The organism is Mediterraneibacter sp. 210702-DFI.3.120 (genome assembly GCF_020561005.1).
In the GTDB taxonomy this organism is placed as follows: domain Bacteria; phylum Bacillota; class Clostridia; order Lachnospirales; family Lachnospiraceae; genus Mediterraneibacter; species Mediterraneibacter faecis.
This window is the reverse complement of record NZ_JAJCNG010000009.1, coordinates 94,171-110,429: the sequence shown is the minus strand read 5'-3', so window position 1 is coordinate 110,429 and position 16,259 is coordinate 94,171. Positions and strand designations below refer to the sequence as shown.

The window sequence follows — 16,259 nt, the reverse complement described above, 5'->3', positions numbered from 1 at the left end:
TTTTAAACCGTAAATTAACTATAAAGGAATTCGTAGAGTTGTATACTCTACGAAAAAATATAGGGGAGAATAATGGGAAGAAAGCCTCAAGATCTTACAGGAAGGCAGTTCGGCCTTCTTACAGCAATGTATCCAACTGAACAAAGAGATAAACGAGGATCTGTTTATTGGCATTGTGTCTGCAAATGTGGAAATACAATTGACGTGCCGGCAGCAGGGTTGATCCATGCACACAATCGAAGCTGTGGCTGTTTAAAAGACCAGAATCAGAAAGCAATTGCGGATCGCAGACATCTGGTAGATGGAACTTGCGTTGAAGTATTAGAGAAGAGAAAAAAACGCAGAGATAACGAGAGTGGTTTTCGAGGTGTGTTCCGATTAAAAAACAGCAATCGATACCGTGTTGATATCGGTTTCAAGGGAAAGCGTTATTATGTTGGTCTCTTTGATGATTACGACGAAGCAGTCCAGGCCAGACTTAAAGCGGAGAACCTGATACATAATGGTTTTGTTAAAGTATGGAAAGAATGGAACCAAAAGGAACAGGAAGATCCAGAGTGGGGGAAAGAACATCCGCTGGTATTCAATGTCAGCAAAGTAGACGGAGAGTTACAGGTAGAAGCAGGATGCAGATAAGTCAATCTACAAGAAAAGGGAGAAAAGTATGAAAGGTATTATCTTAGCAGGTGGATCAGGCACTCGTCTGTATCCGTTGACCATGGTGACAAGTAAACAGCTTTTGCCGATTTATGACAAACCTATGATCTATTATCCAATGTCAGTTCTTATGAATGCAGGCATTCGAGACATTTTAATTATTTCGACACCACAGGACACCCCAAGATTCAAAAGTTTATTAGGAGGTGGGCATCAGTTCGGAGTCAACTTGACATATGAGGTTCAGCCATCACCGGACGGACTGGCACAGGCATTTATTATCGGAGCGGATTTTATAGGAGATGATTCTGTGGCGATGGTTCTTGGTGATAACATCTTTGCAGGACACGGACTCAAGAAACGTCTGAAAGCAGCAGTGGATAATGCGGAAAATGGAAAAGGTGCGACTGTCTTTGGATATTACGTAGACGATCCGGAACGTTTTGGAATCGTGGAGTTTGATAACGAAGGAAAAGCGATTTCAATCGAAGAAAAACCAGAATACCCAAAGAGTAATTACTGTGTAACAGGATTGTATTTCTATGATAACCGTGTGGTTGAGTATGCAAAGAATTTAAAGCCATCCGCACGTGGAGAACTGGAGATCACAGACCTGAACCGTATTTATTTGGAAGAAGGCAGCCTGAATGTAGAACTTCTCGGACAGGGATTTACCTGGCTGGATACAGGAACACATGAGAGTCTTGTAGATGCTACTAATTTCGTAAAAACAGTTGAGCAGCATCAGCATCGTAAGATTGCATGTCTGGAAGAAATCGCATATCTGAATGGATGGATCAGTAAAGATGAGTTGACGGAAGTTTATGAAGTAATGAGGAAGAATCAGTATGGACAATATCTGAAAGATGTTATGGATGGGAAATATAGAGAGCATCTCTACTGATTTGAACGAATACTGAAAGTGAGATAAAGAAAAGATCGAGGTCATTTCCATAGGAATTGAAAACGAGAGAGACGAGGAGAACCAAGAACATGAACATTATTGTTACCGGAGGAGCTGGATTTATTGGAAGTAACTTTGTATTCCATATGTTAAACAAATATCCAGATTACAGAATCATCTGTCTGGATAAGCTGACTTATGCTGGAAATCTTTCCACACTGGAACCAGTGATGGACAACCCGAATTTCCGCTTTGTAAAAGCAGATATCTGTGACAGGGAAGCAGTAAATAAATTGTTTGAAGAAGAGCATCCAGACGTTGTTGTTAACTTTGCAGCAGAGTCTCATGTAGACCGTTCTATCGAAAACCCTGGAATCTTCCTTGAGACCAATATCATGGGAACACAGACACTGATGGATGCATGCCGTAAATACGGAATCAAGAGATATCATCAGGTATCTACAGATGAAGTATATGGAGATCTTCCACTGGATCGTCCGGATTTGTTCTTCACAGAGGAAACACCGATTCATACAAGTTCACCATACAGCAGTTCTAAGGCAGGAGCTGACCTTCTTGTACTGGCATATCACCGTACATATGGACTGCCTGTAACAATCAGCCGCTGCTCTAATAACTACGGACCATATCACTTCCCGGAGAAGCTGATTCCGCTCATGATTGCAAATGCATTAGCAGATAAGCCACTTCCAGTATATGGAGAAGGTCTGAATGTGCGTGATTGGTTATATGTAGAAGATCACTGCAAAGCAATCGATCTGATTATTCACAATGGTCGTGTTGGAGAAGTATATAACGTTGGTGGACACAATGAGAAACAGAATATCGAGATCGTAAAGATTATCTGTAAAGAGCTTGGAAAACCAGAATCACTGATCACTCATGTCGGAGACCGTAAAGGTCATGATATGCGTTACGCGATCGATCCGACAAAGATTCATAACGAGCTTGGATGGCTTCCTGAGACAAAGTTTGAAGATGGAATCAAGAAGACAATCCAGTGGTATCTCGATAATCGTGACTGGTGGGAGACAATCATCAGTGGCGAGTATCAGAACTATTACGACAAGATGTACAGCAACCGCTAAGTAACAATAGATTAACCGGAGGAAGAAACAGAATGAAGTTTTTTGTAACAGGTGTCGGCGGTCAGCTTGGACATGATGTGATGAATGAACTGTTGGGAAGAGGACATGAAGGTGTTGGTTCTGACATTCAGAAAATCTACAGTGGTGTAGCTGATGGTTCTGAAGTAACGAAAGCACCTTATGTATCTTTAGATATCACAGATAAAGAAGCAGTTGAAAAAACAATTACAGAGATTCATCCGGATGCCGTGATCCACTGTGCGGCATGGACAGCTGTGGATCTGGCAGAGGATGAAGAAAAACAGGAGAAAGTCCGTGCCATTAATGCAGGGGGAACACAGAATATAGCAGAAGTCTGCAAGAAATTGGACTGCAAGATGACATATATCAGTACGGATTATGTATTTGATGGTCAGGGAACAGAGCCTTGGGAACCAGACTGTAAAGCGTATGCTCCTTTGAACGTATATGGAAAGACAAAATTAGAGGGAGAGTTAGCTGTTAGCGAAACATTGGAGAAATACTTCATTGTCCGCATTGCTTGGGTGTTCGGTCTGAATGGAAAGAATTTTATCAAGACGATGCTGAATGTAGGTAAGAACCACGACACAGTTCGTGTGGTAAATGACCAGATTGGTACGCCGACTTATACGTATGATTTGGCAAGGCTGCTGGTTGATATGAACGAATCAGAAAAGTATGGATACTATCATGCAACAAATGAGGGCGGCTATATCAGCTGGTATGACTTTACAAAAGAGATTTACCGTCAGGCAGGATATACAACAGAAGTACTCCCGATAACAACAGCGGAGTACGGATTAAGTAAAGCAGCTCGACCATTCAACAGCCGATTAGAGAAAAACAAACTTGTAGAAGCTGGTTTTAAACCTTTGCCAACCTGGCAGGATGCGCTGAGCCGTTATCTCAAAGAAATAGAAGAATAGAAACAAAGTGGGAGTTAAGTGTAATGGGACAAATTACAGTTGAGAAAAATGTAGGAGGAATCGAAGGACTGTGTGTGATCACTCCGGCAGTACATGGAGATGCACGTGGATACTTCATGGAAACTTACAATGAGAATGACATGAAAGAGGCAGGGATTGGTATCAAGTTTGTGCAGGATAATCAGTCCATGTCTACAAAAGGTGTGCTGAGAGGACTGCATTTTCAGAAACAGTATCCACAGACAAAGCTGGTTCGTGCGATTAAAGGATCTGTATTTGATGTTGCAGTGGATTTGCGTGCAGGAAGTGAAACATATGGCAAATGGTATGGAATCGAACTGACAGAAGAGAATAAAAAGCAGTTTTTAATTCCAAGAGGATTTGCACATGGATTTTTAGTGCTAAGCGAGACAGCAGAGTTCTGCTATAAGTGTGATGACTTCTATCATCCGAACGATGAAGGCGGAATAGCATGGAATGATCCGGGGATTGGAATTAAATGGCCACAGGTGAATGGCGAATATCAAGGAAGTGCAAGTGCTGAAGGGTATAATCTGGCAGATGGTACGAAGTTGAACCTGAGCGAGAAGGATCAGAAATGGACAGGAGTGAACGGAATGATACGTTCAAGTTTTAGCTTTGAGTGAAATACACGTACAAAAGAATTTGAAGCCTCTCCTAAGAGTTAATGTCAAGGAGTAACAAAGGCTTATAGATCTGGAACAAACCATCTGTTAGGTGGGGGATGATTCTCATATTGGATATACAAGAATTTATAGAAGAAGTGGATGCAAAATATGAAAATAGCAATGTTTGGGCATAAAAGGATTCCTTCAAGAGAAGGAGGTGTGGAAATAGTAGTAGAAGAACTAGCATTAAGGTTAGTAGAACTAGGAAATCAAGTTGTATGTTATAATAGAAGAAAGCAATATGATAGGGAATATGATTTCAATGGAATTAAGATAAAAAGTGTTCCAACACTTGATAGAAAAGGGCTTGCAGCAGTTTCATCCTCTTTTTTTGCAGCAATTTTATCAGCTATAGGCGACTATGATATAGTACATATTCATGCAGAAGGACCAGCTTTTTTTGCATGGATTCCTAAATTATTTAATAAAAAAATTATTGTTACAATTCATGGATTGGATTGGCAGCGAGAAAAATGGAGAGGTAGATTTTGTTCATGGTTTATACAAAAAGGTGAAGTTAATGCAGTAAAATATGCGGATGAAATAATTGTATTGAGTGAAAATATGAAAGAATATTTCAAAAAGAAATATAATAGAAATACACATTTTATACCTAATGGAGTGAATTTACCTGAAGTAAGAAAAGCGGATCAGATAGAACAACTATATAGTATAAAAAAAGATGGTTATATTTTGTTTTTAGGGAGACTTGTACCAGAAAAAGGAATTTCATATTTAATAGATAGTTTTTTAGAAGTAAATACAAATATGAAGCTTGTAATAGCTGGGGGAAGCAGTGATACTCCTGAATATGAAAGGGAAATAAAAAACAAAGCAAAAAAAGATTCTAGAATTTTATTTACAGGATTTGTTCAAGGTAGTTTACTGGAAGAATTATATAGCAATGCTTATTTATATGTATTACCTTCCGATTTGGAAGGAATGCCGTTAAGTTTATTAGAAGCAATGAGTTATGGAAATTGTTGTCTTGTTTCGGACATCAAGGAGTTAACAGAAGTAGTTGAAGATAAAGGAGTAATATTTTCAAAAGGAGATATTGCTATGCTTACTAATAAATTACAGAATTTGTGCGACCATCCTGAAGTGGTTAAAAAGTATAAAAAAGATGTTGAAAATTTTATTTGCGAAAAATATAATTGGAATTCTATTACGAATAAAACATTGGAATTATATGAACAGACAAGGAAACCAGCTTTGAAAAATTAAATTGGAATTAAGGAAATAAGGTTTTCGCTGATCAGAAAACGACAATACACGATAGTGAATAGTCATTATCATATAAAATATTTAAAGGTACTAACCTAGAAAAAATGAAAGGAAATATGATGTTGTTTCTAACAACATTATAGAAGTAAATGAAAACTAGATTAATAATACAAATTCCATCTAAAAAACGCATGGTTGTTTTTATGCAAATATTATATATACATTTTATGTTATGGATAAGAGATATATTAGGTTTACCATTTGCAATAACTTATCTTACAGATATTCTTACAATATATATGATTGTATTTCATTTTTTTAGTATAAAAAAGGGATTTTTAAAACGTGATTTAAGACCGCAAAGAAATATTGCTATATCTATTCTTATATGCATGATATTAGGCACGATGATTAATTTAGTAAATCCGCTACTCGTCTTGTGGGGGTTGCGAAACAGTTTCCGCTTTTTCATTTTCTTTTTTATATGTGTGGGTATATTGACAAAAAAAGATATAATAAAATTTGTCGAATTTTTCAAGATATTTTTTTTGATGAATACTTTGATGATTACATATCAATTTTTTATACAAGGATACAGGGATGATTTGCTTGGTGGATTTTTTGGCGTATCAGCAGGATGTAATGCATATGTGTGTGTTATGTTATGCGTGATTACGACAATTGTTTTTGCAGAATTTAATTATTCTAAAATGTCACCAATTAAGTTAGTAGGATATTGTATTATATGTATGTATATTGCAACTTTGTGTGAATTGAAAATTTATTTTGTGGAATTTATAATCATAGCATTTATTCAGAGTATATACACACGTCCTTCAAAGAAAACGATTGGAATTTATATAGCAGCATTTGTTGGTTTGATAATAGGATTTAATCTAATTAGCCGATATAATCCTGAAATTTTGAAAATATTTTTGTACAAGGATGCGATGGATTATTATTTGTCTGGAAACGGATATACGAATTCAGGAGATTTAAATCGTCTAACTGCGATTCAGGAACTTTATAGCAAATTCTTCAAAGGAGATATTATACATACATTATTTGGATTTGGACTAGGAAATTGCGAACAATCCAGCTTTTCGTTTTTACAGAGTGCATTTTATAATCAATATTCATATTTACATTATAGATGGTTTTCACACGCATGGATATTTTTAGAGCAAGGCGCAATTGGGTTGGTATTGACAGGAGCGTTTTTCCTTTCTATTGCACTGTCAATCTTAAAAAACAGAAAGAAAATAAAGGAAGTATATGATTTGGCAGTATTTTCTTTCATACCAACGTGTTTAATTGGATTGATTTATAATTGTGCACTTGAGTTAGAAGTTTCTTATCTTATTGCATTAATTTGTGCATTTCCGTTTATTGCAAGAAAGAATGACAAGTAAAAAGACAGGAAAAATCATGTTAGATACAAAAAATAAATTAAAAGAGTGTCTGAAAAGAGAAAAAAAATATTATATCACAGGGAAAAAAAGACACGATCAGCTAGTAGAATGGTTAGTGAATGATCCGAGTGTAAGAATCTGGAAATATCAGAAAGCTTTGCGCTATACAGAATATTATTTTTGTCAGAAGGGAATTAAAAGACTGCCTTATTTGTGGTACAGAAGCAAACGAAATCGTTTAGGATTAAAAATAGGATTTGAAATGGTAGAAGGAGTATTTGAACCAGGATTGGTAATATATCATTCTGGCAACATTGTTGTGAATGGCTTTGCACGTGTTGGTGAGGATTGTCAGCTTCATGGAGATAATTGTATTGGAAATAATGGCACGACATTGGAGGCACCACGTGTAGGAAATAGAGTAGATATTGGCGTAGGAGCTAAAATTATCGGTAATGTAGAGATTGCTGATGATATTAAAATTGGCGCAGGTGCAGTGGTGACAAAATCGTTTTTAACGCCAGGAGTTACGCTTGTAGGGATTCCGGCAAGAATACTAAAAAAGGGAGAAAGTCAAATAGGTGAATGAGGAAAAGAATCGTGAAGAGGTACTTTTATCAATCATTGTACCAGTATATAATGTTGAAAAATATTTAAAGGAATGTGTGGACAGCTTATTGCATCAAACATTAAGCCAGTATGAAGTAATCTTAGTAGATGATGGGTCGACAGACTCCAGTGGGAAAATATGTGATAGGTATGCGTCAAAGGACACACGCATAAAAGTTGTACATAAAAAAAATGGAGGGCTTTCGTCAGCAAGGAATGCTGGTTTGGATGTTGCAAAAGGACGATATATAGGTTTTGTTGACGGTGATGACTATATTTTGCCGGATATGTATGAAAGGTTGATTACAGAACTAGAATTAAATCATGCAGAAATTGCGGTATGCAGATATTTTACCTTTAGAGAATACAAAGATTTAAAAAAATGTATACGTAGAAAAAAGAAATATAAAAAAAGAGTATATACAACAGAAGAAACATTGAAACACTTTTTTTTACGTAATATTTCGGAAAGTGTATGTGATAAAGTTTATGTCACAGAAGTATGGAAAAAGTGCAGATTTGTTGAAGGTGAAATAAATGAAGACACGAATGTAGTGTATGGGATGTTAAAATGTTCTTCAAAAACAGTGTGTTTAGATTCAAAAATGTATGGATACAGACAAAGAAAAGGAAGTATTACAAAATCAGGTTACTCTGCTAAATTTAAAGTTGTGGAAAAGCATTTGGAAGAGTTGGAGAACTCAGCTACTAGCGAGTATCCGCAACTAGCAAAATATGTTAAACAATTTTTGAGTATACATTATTATTGTCTGCTAAATGCTATAAGGCACAGCGAAGAACCATGGAAATATGAAAAGGAATATTATCAGTATAGGATGAGGTTTCAGGAGAATTTTTCATATTTTCTAAAGCGAAAACAATTCAGTTTAAAGGACTGTATCATTGCAATGATGCTGGTTAGTCCTTTTGATATAATAGGGAAAAGGATTAGCAAAAATGAAAGAAAAAGTAGATGATTTTTTGATTTCAGTTATTATTCCAGCATACAATGCAGAAAAATATATAAATAGATGTATAAGCAGTGTTTTAAAACAAACGTATAAATTTTATGAAATTATTATTGTAAATGACGGATCGACAGATCGCACAAAAGAAATATGTGAGAAATTTGTAGGTGCTTATAAAGGATTCACACTTATTAATTCAGAAAACAGAGGTGTAAGTGGAGCTAGAAATCTTGGATTGCAGAAGGCATCCGGAAGATATGTGTTTTTTTTGGATGCAGATGACATGATTTTCCCAGATGCTTTAGAAACATTGGCTACAAATGTGGCGAATACTGATTGGGTTATCGGAAATTTTGTTTCATATAATCAAAAGATGAGAACTCAAAAGTGTAACTTACAATATTTTCAGGAAAAGATTCATAAAGGTATACCGGATGAACTTCCAGAACTGGTGAAGAGCAGAAATTTTCATTTTGTGTGGGGAAAATTGTATGATAAAAATATTATAAAAGAGAAGGGCTTATTGTTTGATAGATCATATAATTATGGCGAGGATTTATTGTTTAATCTGAATTATTTCATACATATTAATAATTTTGTTGTTACTCAAAAAGTGGTGTATAAGTATTATTACCATTTGGATTCAGGGTTAAGTCATAGCGTGGAAATGGATGAATGGAAAATTCAAAAATGTTTATGCGAAAATGTAGAAGAAACATTAAATATGTGTAGTCATTTGAAAGATGATACAAAAGAAAAAATGAATCATTTTTATTATTCACAATGTATTGCTTCTGTAGAAAGGGCAATTTTGTTGAAAGATAATAAGAAAATATATGAGATTTTATCGTCGCAATATTTTCAGAAGGTTCTGAAACAGGAAAAAAATGCCGGAAGAATAAAAAAAATAGATTATATCTTATTAAAAAATCATTTTGGTAAAGTATATTATACGTTGCATAAGATTTATGTGTTTTTAAAGGAAACGGGGAGTAAGTGTATTGGATAAGATAAGTATTATTGTACCTGTTTACAATAGTGAAAAATATATTAAAAGATGTATCATGTCAGTACTTGATCAAAATCCAGTCCGTTGTCAGTTGGTATTAGTTGATGATGGATCGTCAGATAATTCATTGAAAATAATGCAGCAGTTTGCAGCGCAATATGAGTTTGTCAAACTAATTCATCAAGAAAATCAGGGGGTAAGTGCTGCAAGGAATACTGGAATAAAGGCAGCTACGGGAGAATGGGTATACTTTTTAGATTCTGATGATGAGATGGTTCCAGGTTCTTTGAATAAAATAATCGAATTTACGGAACAAGATGTTCAATGGATTTTGTTTAATTATTATAAGAAAATAGAAGGTAAAGATAAAAAAATCAAAAATAGTATTTCTGCAAATAATATGGAGTATCATCTTGGAAAAGAAGAGTTTCCAAGATTATTAAATGAACAAATATTTATGCTTCAATGCGGAAAGGTTTTCCGCAGAGACATTATAGAAAATAATAACATACATTTTCAGGATAAAGTAGTGTATGGGGAAGATATAAGATTTAATTTAGCATATTTTCAGTATGTAAAGAAGTATATTTTGTCTGACATTCCTGTATTCATATATCATATACGTCTAGGAATGGGTGCAGGAAGTGCTTATTATAAAGACTCTTTCCAAATGCAGATGGATATTGATAAAGAGATTATGTACATGGTAGAGAACCACTATAAGTTAAGTACTTCAGCGAAAAAAGAATTAAACAGGTATTTTTACTATCAGGGAATTAATACGGCAGCGGCATACTGGACTGTATGGAAAGATATTTCCATGAAAGAACGTTTTCATGAAATTAACAAAATAATGAGAGATGATAGATTTGTTGATTTTCTCGAGAAACAAAAGGAATATAATGATATTAATAAATTGGATTATTTTATTTTAAAAAACAGAAAGTTTGTTCTTTACTATTGTATTCACTATATATACACCAAGTTGAAGCAGTTAAAACGAAAAGGAAATTGATATATGAAGGCGGGTATTGTTACCATTACAAATGGATATAATTATGGAAATCGTCTGCAAAATTATGCTGTTCAGGAATCACTGAAAAGTATTGGGATAGAGGCAGAAACAATTTGGAAAAATACGAATGTATTTGATATAGAAAATACGAAATATCTTTTTAAATTATATTTAAAAAAAATTCTACATTATCATTTGACAAAAGAAGAGAACAGAGTACTTAATTTTCATAGATTTAATAGAAAGTATATTTGTAAAAGTAAATTTATAATAGATGAAACAATTCCAGAAGGACTGGATGGGGCGTATGATTATTTTATTGCCGGCAGTGACCAGGTTTGGAATCCGTATTTAGCATACTGTACAGAAGCTAATTTTTTAACCTTTACACAAACTAAAAAGAAAGTGGCAATCTCTCCAAGTATTGCATGTGATGCAATACCAAAGGAAAAAATAGATGAGTTTACAGAATGGATAAAGGATTTTCAATTTCTGTCTGTGCGAGAAGAAAAAGGTGCAGAGATTATAGAACAGTTATGCAAGCGAAAAGCGGAGGTTTTATGTGATCCAACTATGTTTATTTCAGCAGAAAACTGGAGACGAATAGCAAAACGTCCGAAAAAAATAGCATCGAAATATCTTTTGATGTATTTTTTGGGAGAATGTAACAGTGTTTCCCGAGAATGGATTAGAGTGCTGGCAGAAAGAAATCATTTACAAGTTATTGAATTACAAAATGAAAAAAATTTTGGAATTGCACCAGATGAATTTATATATTTAATAGATCATGCTGCATGCGTATGTACAGATTCATTTCATGGAAGCGTATTTTCTTTGATTTTGCATACTCCATTTGTTGTATTTGAGCGAGAAGAAAATTTTGAAAAGATGAATTCCAGACTAGATACATTGTTATCGAAAATGCAATGTTCAGAACGTAAAAAAATGAATATTGATATGAGCAATGCGTTATTTATGAGATTCGATAAGAGCGATGCGGCAATCTACAAGGAACAGAAAAAATATAAGAATTTTTTGAGAAAAATTCTAGAGGAGAATAAATAAATGAATAAAAAAGTAAATCAGCTGAAAATGGGAACGTTGCTCAGTTATGTTACAATTATTATTCAAAATTTGTGCGCAATTATATATACTCCGACTATGTTACGATTATTGGGGCAAAATGAATATGGACTTTACCAGTTGGGGAGTTCTACAGTATCATATCTGGGACTGCTAAGTTTTGGATTTGGAAGTTCTTATATGAAGTTTTATTTTGGATATAAGGTAAAGAATCAGGAAGAAGAAATACGAAAATTAAACAGTATTTTTTTACTTGTATTCTTAGGATTGGCAGCTTTATCATGTGTAGCAGGTAGTGGGATGATAGCCTCTGCAGATAAGATTTTTGGTAGCAGTCTTTCGGCAGCAGACGTGAAACAAGTCCAAAAGTTGATGTTGATTTTAGTGATTTCAATGGCAGTTACATTTCCTAATATTATTTTTGAATGTTATATGACCGCTCACGAGAGATATATATTTCAAAGAATTATGCTAATAGCAGTTACTGTTTTAAATCCATTTATCACATTACCATTACTTTTAATGGGATATCGTTCTACTGTATTAGTTGCAGCAAATTTGATATTAACGTTGTTTAGAACTGGAATGAATATATACTACTGTATGTTTAAATTGCATATGAAGTTTCAATTTCATGGAATGCAATTAAACGTATTAAAAAACGTGGGAACATTTTCACTGTATATATTTTTAAATGAAATTGCCACACAGATTAATTTGAATGTTGATAAGGTGATACTGGGAGCTGTTCAGGGAGCCAGTGTTGTGGCTATATATTCGGTAGGAAGTCAGTTTAATCAATATTTTATTAGTATGTCAACAGCAGTTTCAAATGTTTTTATTCCGCGGGTAAATAAGATGATTGCAGAAAAACAAGGAGATGAGATACTTAATAAATTATTTGTAAGAATTGGGAGAATTCAGTATATTATTTTATCAGCTGTCTTAACCGGATATTTGTTATATGGAAAATTTTTTATACGTAAATGGGCTGGAGAAGGATATGATGCTGCTTATTACGTAGGAGCAATGGTTATGATTCCATACATAGTTCCATTAATTCAAAATATTGGAATTGAAATACAAAGGGCCAAAAATATGCATAAGTTCAGATCAATCATATATTTCATTATAGCTTTTGCAAATCTTGGAATCAGCATTCCGCTTGGAAAGTATTATGGTGCAGTTGGAACTACTTTTGGAACAACACTTTCTACAATTATTGGAAATATTATATTAATGAATTGGTATTATCATAAAAAAGTAGGACTGAATATAATCGAATTTATAAAAAGTATGATTCAACCATCGATTTCGCTTATCATAGCTGTAATAATAGGAGTAAGTGTACGGAGGGTATTCCCAGTGGATTCGTGGGCAGCCTTTTTAAGTCAGGCAGGGCTGTTTCTCGGAATTTATGCAATATTACTTTATTTGATTGGATTGAATAATGATGAGAAAACAATTGTTAAACAAATGTTCAGACAAAAAAATATATAAAATAACAGATAAAAGACACTGTACGGGATGTGGCGCATGTGCCAATGCGTGTCCGATTGGATGTATTGTTATGACAAGAGATGAAGAAGGATTTTTATATCCTTCGATTGATGAAAAATTGTGTATATCTTGCGGTGTATGTAAGAAAATATGTCACTCAAGCGTCAGTGAGCCAACAGAAGAATATGAGGTTTATGCTTTGTACAATAAAGATGAAGAGGCGAGAAAAAAAGCTTCTTCAGGAGGAATCTTTGAGGTAATTGCCAAAGAAATTCTGAAAAATAATGGTATTGTATTTGGTGTGAAAATGGATGGTTTGAAAGCTATTCATACTTATATTGAGAAAGAAGAAGATCTGGATTTATTGATAGGCTCTAAATATATACAGAGTAATGTTGGTAATACATACAAGTTGGTGAAAAGATTTCTTGAACAGGGCAAAACAGTATTATACAGTGGGACACCTTGTCAGATACAAGCACTTTATAAAATATTAGGGAAGGAATATGAGAATTTATATACAGTAGATTTTGTTTGTCATGGTGTGAGTTCTCCAAAAATATTTGAAAAATATATTCAAGAAGTGCTAAAAATAGAGGACACAATAAAGAGTATTCGATTTCGAGATAAGACAGAAGGCTGGTCTGATTTTTCTATGTATATAGAAAGTACAGGGGGAGTGGAATACCGAAAAACTATGCATGACGATGTTTATTTACAGTCATTTTTAAAAAATCTTAATTTGCGTAGATCTTGTTTTTCTTGTACTTGCAGGACCATACACAGAGTCAGCAATATAACATTGGGAGATCTTTGGGGGTGCAGTGAAATTTATTCGGATTGGAGTGAAGAGAAAGGATATTCGATGGCTATCATTCAGGATCTGAAAGGGAAACAGCTTTTTCAAGAAATGAAGGAGCAAGTGATATATAGGATGCTGGAAATCGATAAAGTAATTTCTTATAATCAGAGTATGATTTCTTCTCCATGGGATGAAGTTTCTAGAGACTTGTTCTTTCGATATGTGAAGAAAGAATCATTGGAAAAAAGTATAGAGAAAGCGAAAGAAGAAGGATTAAAGAAAAAAGTATTGAGGAAATGGTGGAAGATATGCAGAAAGATGAAAGTATAGTGAGAAATAATGCAATTGACATAATGAAAATTATTGCTTCATTTTTGGTTGTAGGCGTTCATGCGGGACTTTTAGAAGAAATTTCACCGCAGACAGCATATTTGATAAATAGTGTGTTTGGTAGGATGGCGGTCCCTTTTTTTGCGTGTGTGACAGGATATTTTTTGTCAAATCATGAAAGAAAGAATAACAATGCATGGAAAAGAAATATCAAATCACTATTAAAATATTATGTGATATTTAGTGTTATTTATCTTGCATGGGATTTTATCAATCATAATTTTCAAGGCATGTCGTTTGTAGATTTTTCTATCACAATAATAAAAAGATTTTTTATATATGGCACGTATTATCATCTCTGGTTTTTTCCATGTATGATAGCGGCAGTTACTGTACTTCATTTTTGTATAAAGTGGAAAAAAGAAAAATTATTATGGTTCTTTTCTGCTATCCTATATGTATTCGGGGTGTTTACCTATACCTGGTATGGCGTGATCCAAGGAAGAAGTTGGATTATAGACAGATTGATGGAATCATTTGATTTTATTTATATCAGACGTTTTATTACAGCTATACTGCCTTTTGTATTACTTGGAAATTATATTTCTGAGAGAGAAATAAAAAAGAAAAGGACAACTAGTTTTGCAGAGAAAAGCCCGTGTATTGCTTTATTCTTAGCAATTATATTGAACGGTGTTGAAATAGAAGTTGCAACATGTTTGGGAATGATAAATGGAATGACAGGAAGCTTCGGTTTGATATTCGTCATTTATTTTTTGTTTCTTACACTATTAAACCATCCACTGGACAAAACTGGTGCGTATAAAATCGGAAAATATTGTCGAAATGCTTCCGTTATGATATATGGATTGCATCCAATTATATTAGAAGCAATAAAGAAAAGAACAGCATTTTCAGGAACTGTATTATGGATAATTACCATTATTTTAATCTGTGTTATCACATATATTTTAGATAAAGGATTAAGAAATCAAAGTAAAATCAGAGGAAATAACAAATTATGAAATTAAAAGAACTTTATAAAAATAAAATATATCCTAATTTCTATTTTGCAAAGCAGTATTTTGGAAGAATACCATACTATCATTTTGCAAAGAAAAGCTGTGATAAGAAGAGAGTTGAGTTATCAGATTTAAAAAAAATAGAGGTAATGGAGATACAGGAAGGCGAGTTCGAGTATGAATATTTTAATTTCTGCTATTTACATAATATGCTATCATTGATTATTTATTCATTGTATCATAATAAGTATCCGGAAATATGTGTAAATAGGGGAAAAGAAAATGTTATTCAATGGGAGTGGTACTTTGAACCATTGATAGACAGAAAGAAATCGGTTACTAAAGTGAAAAAAACACTTTGTAATAAAAAAACAAATTCATTTTTACCAGGATTTAAAGACATATATAATCCCAAAGATGTTCACATTTGGTGTCAGTGGTATAAAAAATATATTTGTTTAAATGCCAAAACTCGAGAATATGTTGAAAAAGAATATCAAGAATTGTTTGCAAATAAGAAAAGAGTATTGGGAATTATATGTCGTGGGACAGATTATTTAGCATTGAAGCCTGCCGGTCATCCAGTTCAGCCATCAATACAAGAGATAATCGAATTTTGTAAGAAACATATGAAACATAATAAATATGATGCGATTTATCTTGCGACTGAAGAACGTCAGATAAGAGATCTCTTTGTGAAAGAATTTCCAGGGAAAATTTTGGAAAACAAACGTAAGTATTACGATGATATATATTATAAGGACTCGTCTATATCATATATAAAAGATGTGCATTTTGATCGGGAAAATGACAATTACCTGTCAGGTCTGGAATATTTATCTTCTATAATATTGTTATCACGATGCACATCATTGATTGGTGGAAATTGTGGAGGAACTTTAGGAGCAATATTTTTTAACAATGAAAAATATGAGTTTACACATGTATTTGATTTGGGATTATATTCATAAGAGGA

16 protein-coding genes are annotated in these 16,259 nt (G+C 33.7%); all 16 read left to right on the top strand.

Going from position 1 to position 16,259, the window contains the following annotated elements:
- Nucleotides 1-72 precede the first annotated feature (72 nt).
- The 16 genes from LI162_RS06790 (at nucleotide 73) to LI162_RS06715 (ending at nucleotide 16,254) form a co-directional block, all read left to right on the top strand.
- Complete coding sequence (locus LI162_RS06790; RefSeq protein WP_020435675.1) at nucleotides 73-636, top strand: aP2 domain; 564 nt, start codon at nucleotides 73-75, stop codon at nucleotides 634-636.
- A gap of 28 nt (nucleotides 637-664) precedes the next feature.
- Nucleotides 665-1,561, top strand: a complete 897-nt coding sequence (gene rfbA, locus LI162_RS06785; protein ID WP_020435674.1) for a glucose-1-phosphate thymidylyltransferase RfbA — start codon at nucleotides 665-667, stop codon at nucleotides 1,559-1,561.
- 89 nt (nucleotides 1,562-1,650) lie between these two features.
- Entirely contained in the window at nucleotides 1,651-2,670 is a 1,020-nt protein-coding gene (gene rfbB, locus LI162_RS06780) for a dTDP-glucose 4,6-dehydratase (RefSeq protein ID WP_020435673.1), read from the top strand.
- 32 nt (nucleotides 2,671-2,702) lie between these two features.
- Complete coding sequence (gene rfbD / locus LI162_RS06775; RefSeq protein ID WP_020435672.1) at nucleotides 2,703-3,617, top strand: dTDP-4-dehydrorhamnose reductase; 915 nt, start codon at nucleotides 2,703-2,705, stop codon at nucleotides 3,615-3,617.
- A 23-nt stretch (nucleotides 3,618-3,640) separates the two neighbouring features.
- Nucleotides 3,641-4,264 (top strand): dTDP-4-dehydrorhamnose 3,5-epimerase, encoded by a 624-nt coding sequence (rfbC, locus tag LI162_RS06770; protein WP_020435671.1) that lies wholly within the window; start codon nucleotides 3,641-3,643, stop codon nucleotides 4,262-4,264.
- Between the two features lie 150 nt (nucleotides 4,265-4,414).
- Nucleotides 4,415-5,533 carry a glycosyltransferase family 4 protein gene (locus LI162_RS06765; protein WP_020435670.1) on the top strand — a complete coding sequence of 373 codons (1,119 nt, stop codon included), beginning with the start codon at nucleotides 4,415-4,417 and terminating at the stop codon, nucleotides 5,531-5,533.
- Nucleotides 5,534-5,682: 149 nt separating this feature from the next.
- Nucleotides 5,683-6,945 carry a hypothetical protein gene (locus tag LI162_RS06760; protein WP_020435669.1) on the top strand — a complete coding sequence of 421 codons (1,263 nt, stop codon included), beginning with the start codon at nucleotides 5,683-5,685 and terminating at the stop codon, nucleotides 6,943-6,945.
- Nucleotides 6,935-7,534, top strand: coding sequence for a serine O-acetyltransferase (locus LI162_RS06755; protein ID WP_227156123.1), 600 nt, complete (start codon nucleotides 6,935-6,937; stop codon nucleotides 7,532-7,534). Before LI162_RS06760 ends, LI162_RS06755 begins: the two co-directional genes overlap by 11 nt.
- Nucleotides 7,527-8,531: a glycosyltransferase gene (locus LI162_RS06750; RefSeq protein WP_020435667.1), complete on the top strand. Its 1,005-nt coding sequence runs from the start codon at nucleotides 7,527-7,529 to the stop codon at nucleotides 8,529-8,531. The genes LI162_RS06755 and LI162_RS06750 overlap by 8 nt, the downstream gene beginning before the upstream one ends.
- Nucleotides 8,512-9,531 (top strand): glycosyltransferase family 2 protein, encoded by a 1,020-nt coding sequence (locus LI162_RS06745; protein ID WP_020435666.1) that lies wholly within the window; start codon nucleotides 8,512-8,514, stop codon nucleotides 9,529-9,531. Before LI162_RS06750 ends, LI162_RS06745 begins: the two co-directional genes overlap by 20 nt.
- The gene (locus LI162_RS06740) at nucleotides 9,524-10,546 is read left to right on the top strand and encodes a glycosyltransferase family 2 protein (RefSeq protein ID WP_020435665.1); all 1,023 of its coding nucleotides are present in this window, start codon (nucleotides 9,524-9,526) and stop codon (nucleotides 10,544-10,546) included. Before LI162_RS06745 ends, LI162_RS06740 begins: the two co-directional genes overlap by 8 nt.
- A gap of 3 nt (nucleotides 10,547-10,549) precedes the next feature.
- Nucleotides 10,550-11,611 (top strand): polysaccharide pyruvyl transferase family protein, encoded by a 1,062-nt coding sequence (locus tag LI162_RS06735; RefSeq protein ID WP_020435664.1) that lies wholly within the window; start codon nucleotides 10,550-10,552, stop codon nucleotides 11,609-11,611.
- The gene (locus LI162_RS06730; RefSeq protein WP_020435663.1) at nucleotides 11,612-13,129 is read left to right on the top strand and encodes a lipopolysaccharide biosynthesis protein; all 1,518 of its coding nucleotides are present in this window, start codon (nucleotides 11,612-11,614) and stop codon (nucleotides 13,127-13,129) included.
- On the top strand, nucleotides 13,080-14,261 hold the full coding sequence (locus tag LI162_RS06725; RefSeq protein WP_319017783.1) for a Coenzyme F420 hydrogenase/dehydrogenase, beta subunit C-terminal domain: 1,182 nt from the start codon (nucleotides 13,080-13,082) through the stop codon (nucleotides 14,259-14,261). The genes LI162_RS06730 and LI162_RS06725 overlap by 50 nt, the downstream gene beginning before the upstream one ends.
- Nucleotides 14,240-15,286 (top strand): acyltransferase family protein, encoded by a 1,047-nt coding sequence (locus tag LI162_RS06720; protein WP_020435661.1) that lies wholly within the window; start codon nucleotides 14,240-14,242, stop codon nucleotides 15,284-15,286. The genes LI162_RS06725 and LI162_RS06720 overlap by 22 nt, the downstream gene beginning before the upstream one ends.
- Nucleotides 15,283-16,254 (top strand): hypothetical protein, encoded by a 972-nt coding sequence (locus LI162_RS06715; RefSeq protein WP_020435660.1) that lies wholly within the window; start codon nucleotides 15,283-15,285, stop codon nucleotides 16,252-16,254. Before LI162_RS06720 ends, LI162_RS06715 begins: the two co-directional genes overlap by 4 nt.
- Nucleotides 16,255-16,259 lie beyond the last annotated feature (5 nt).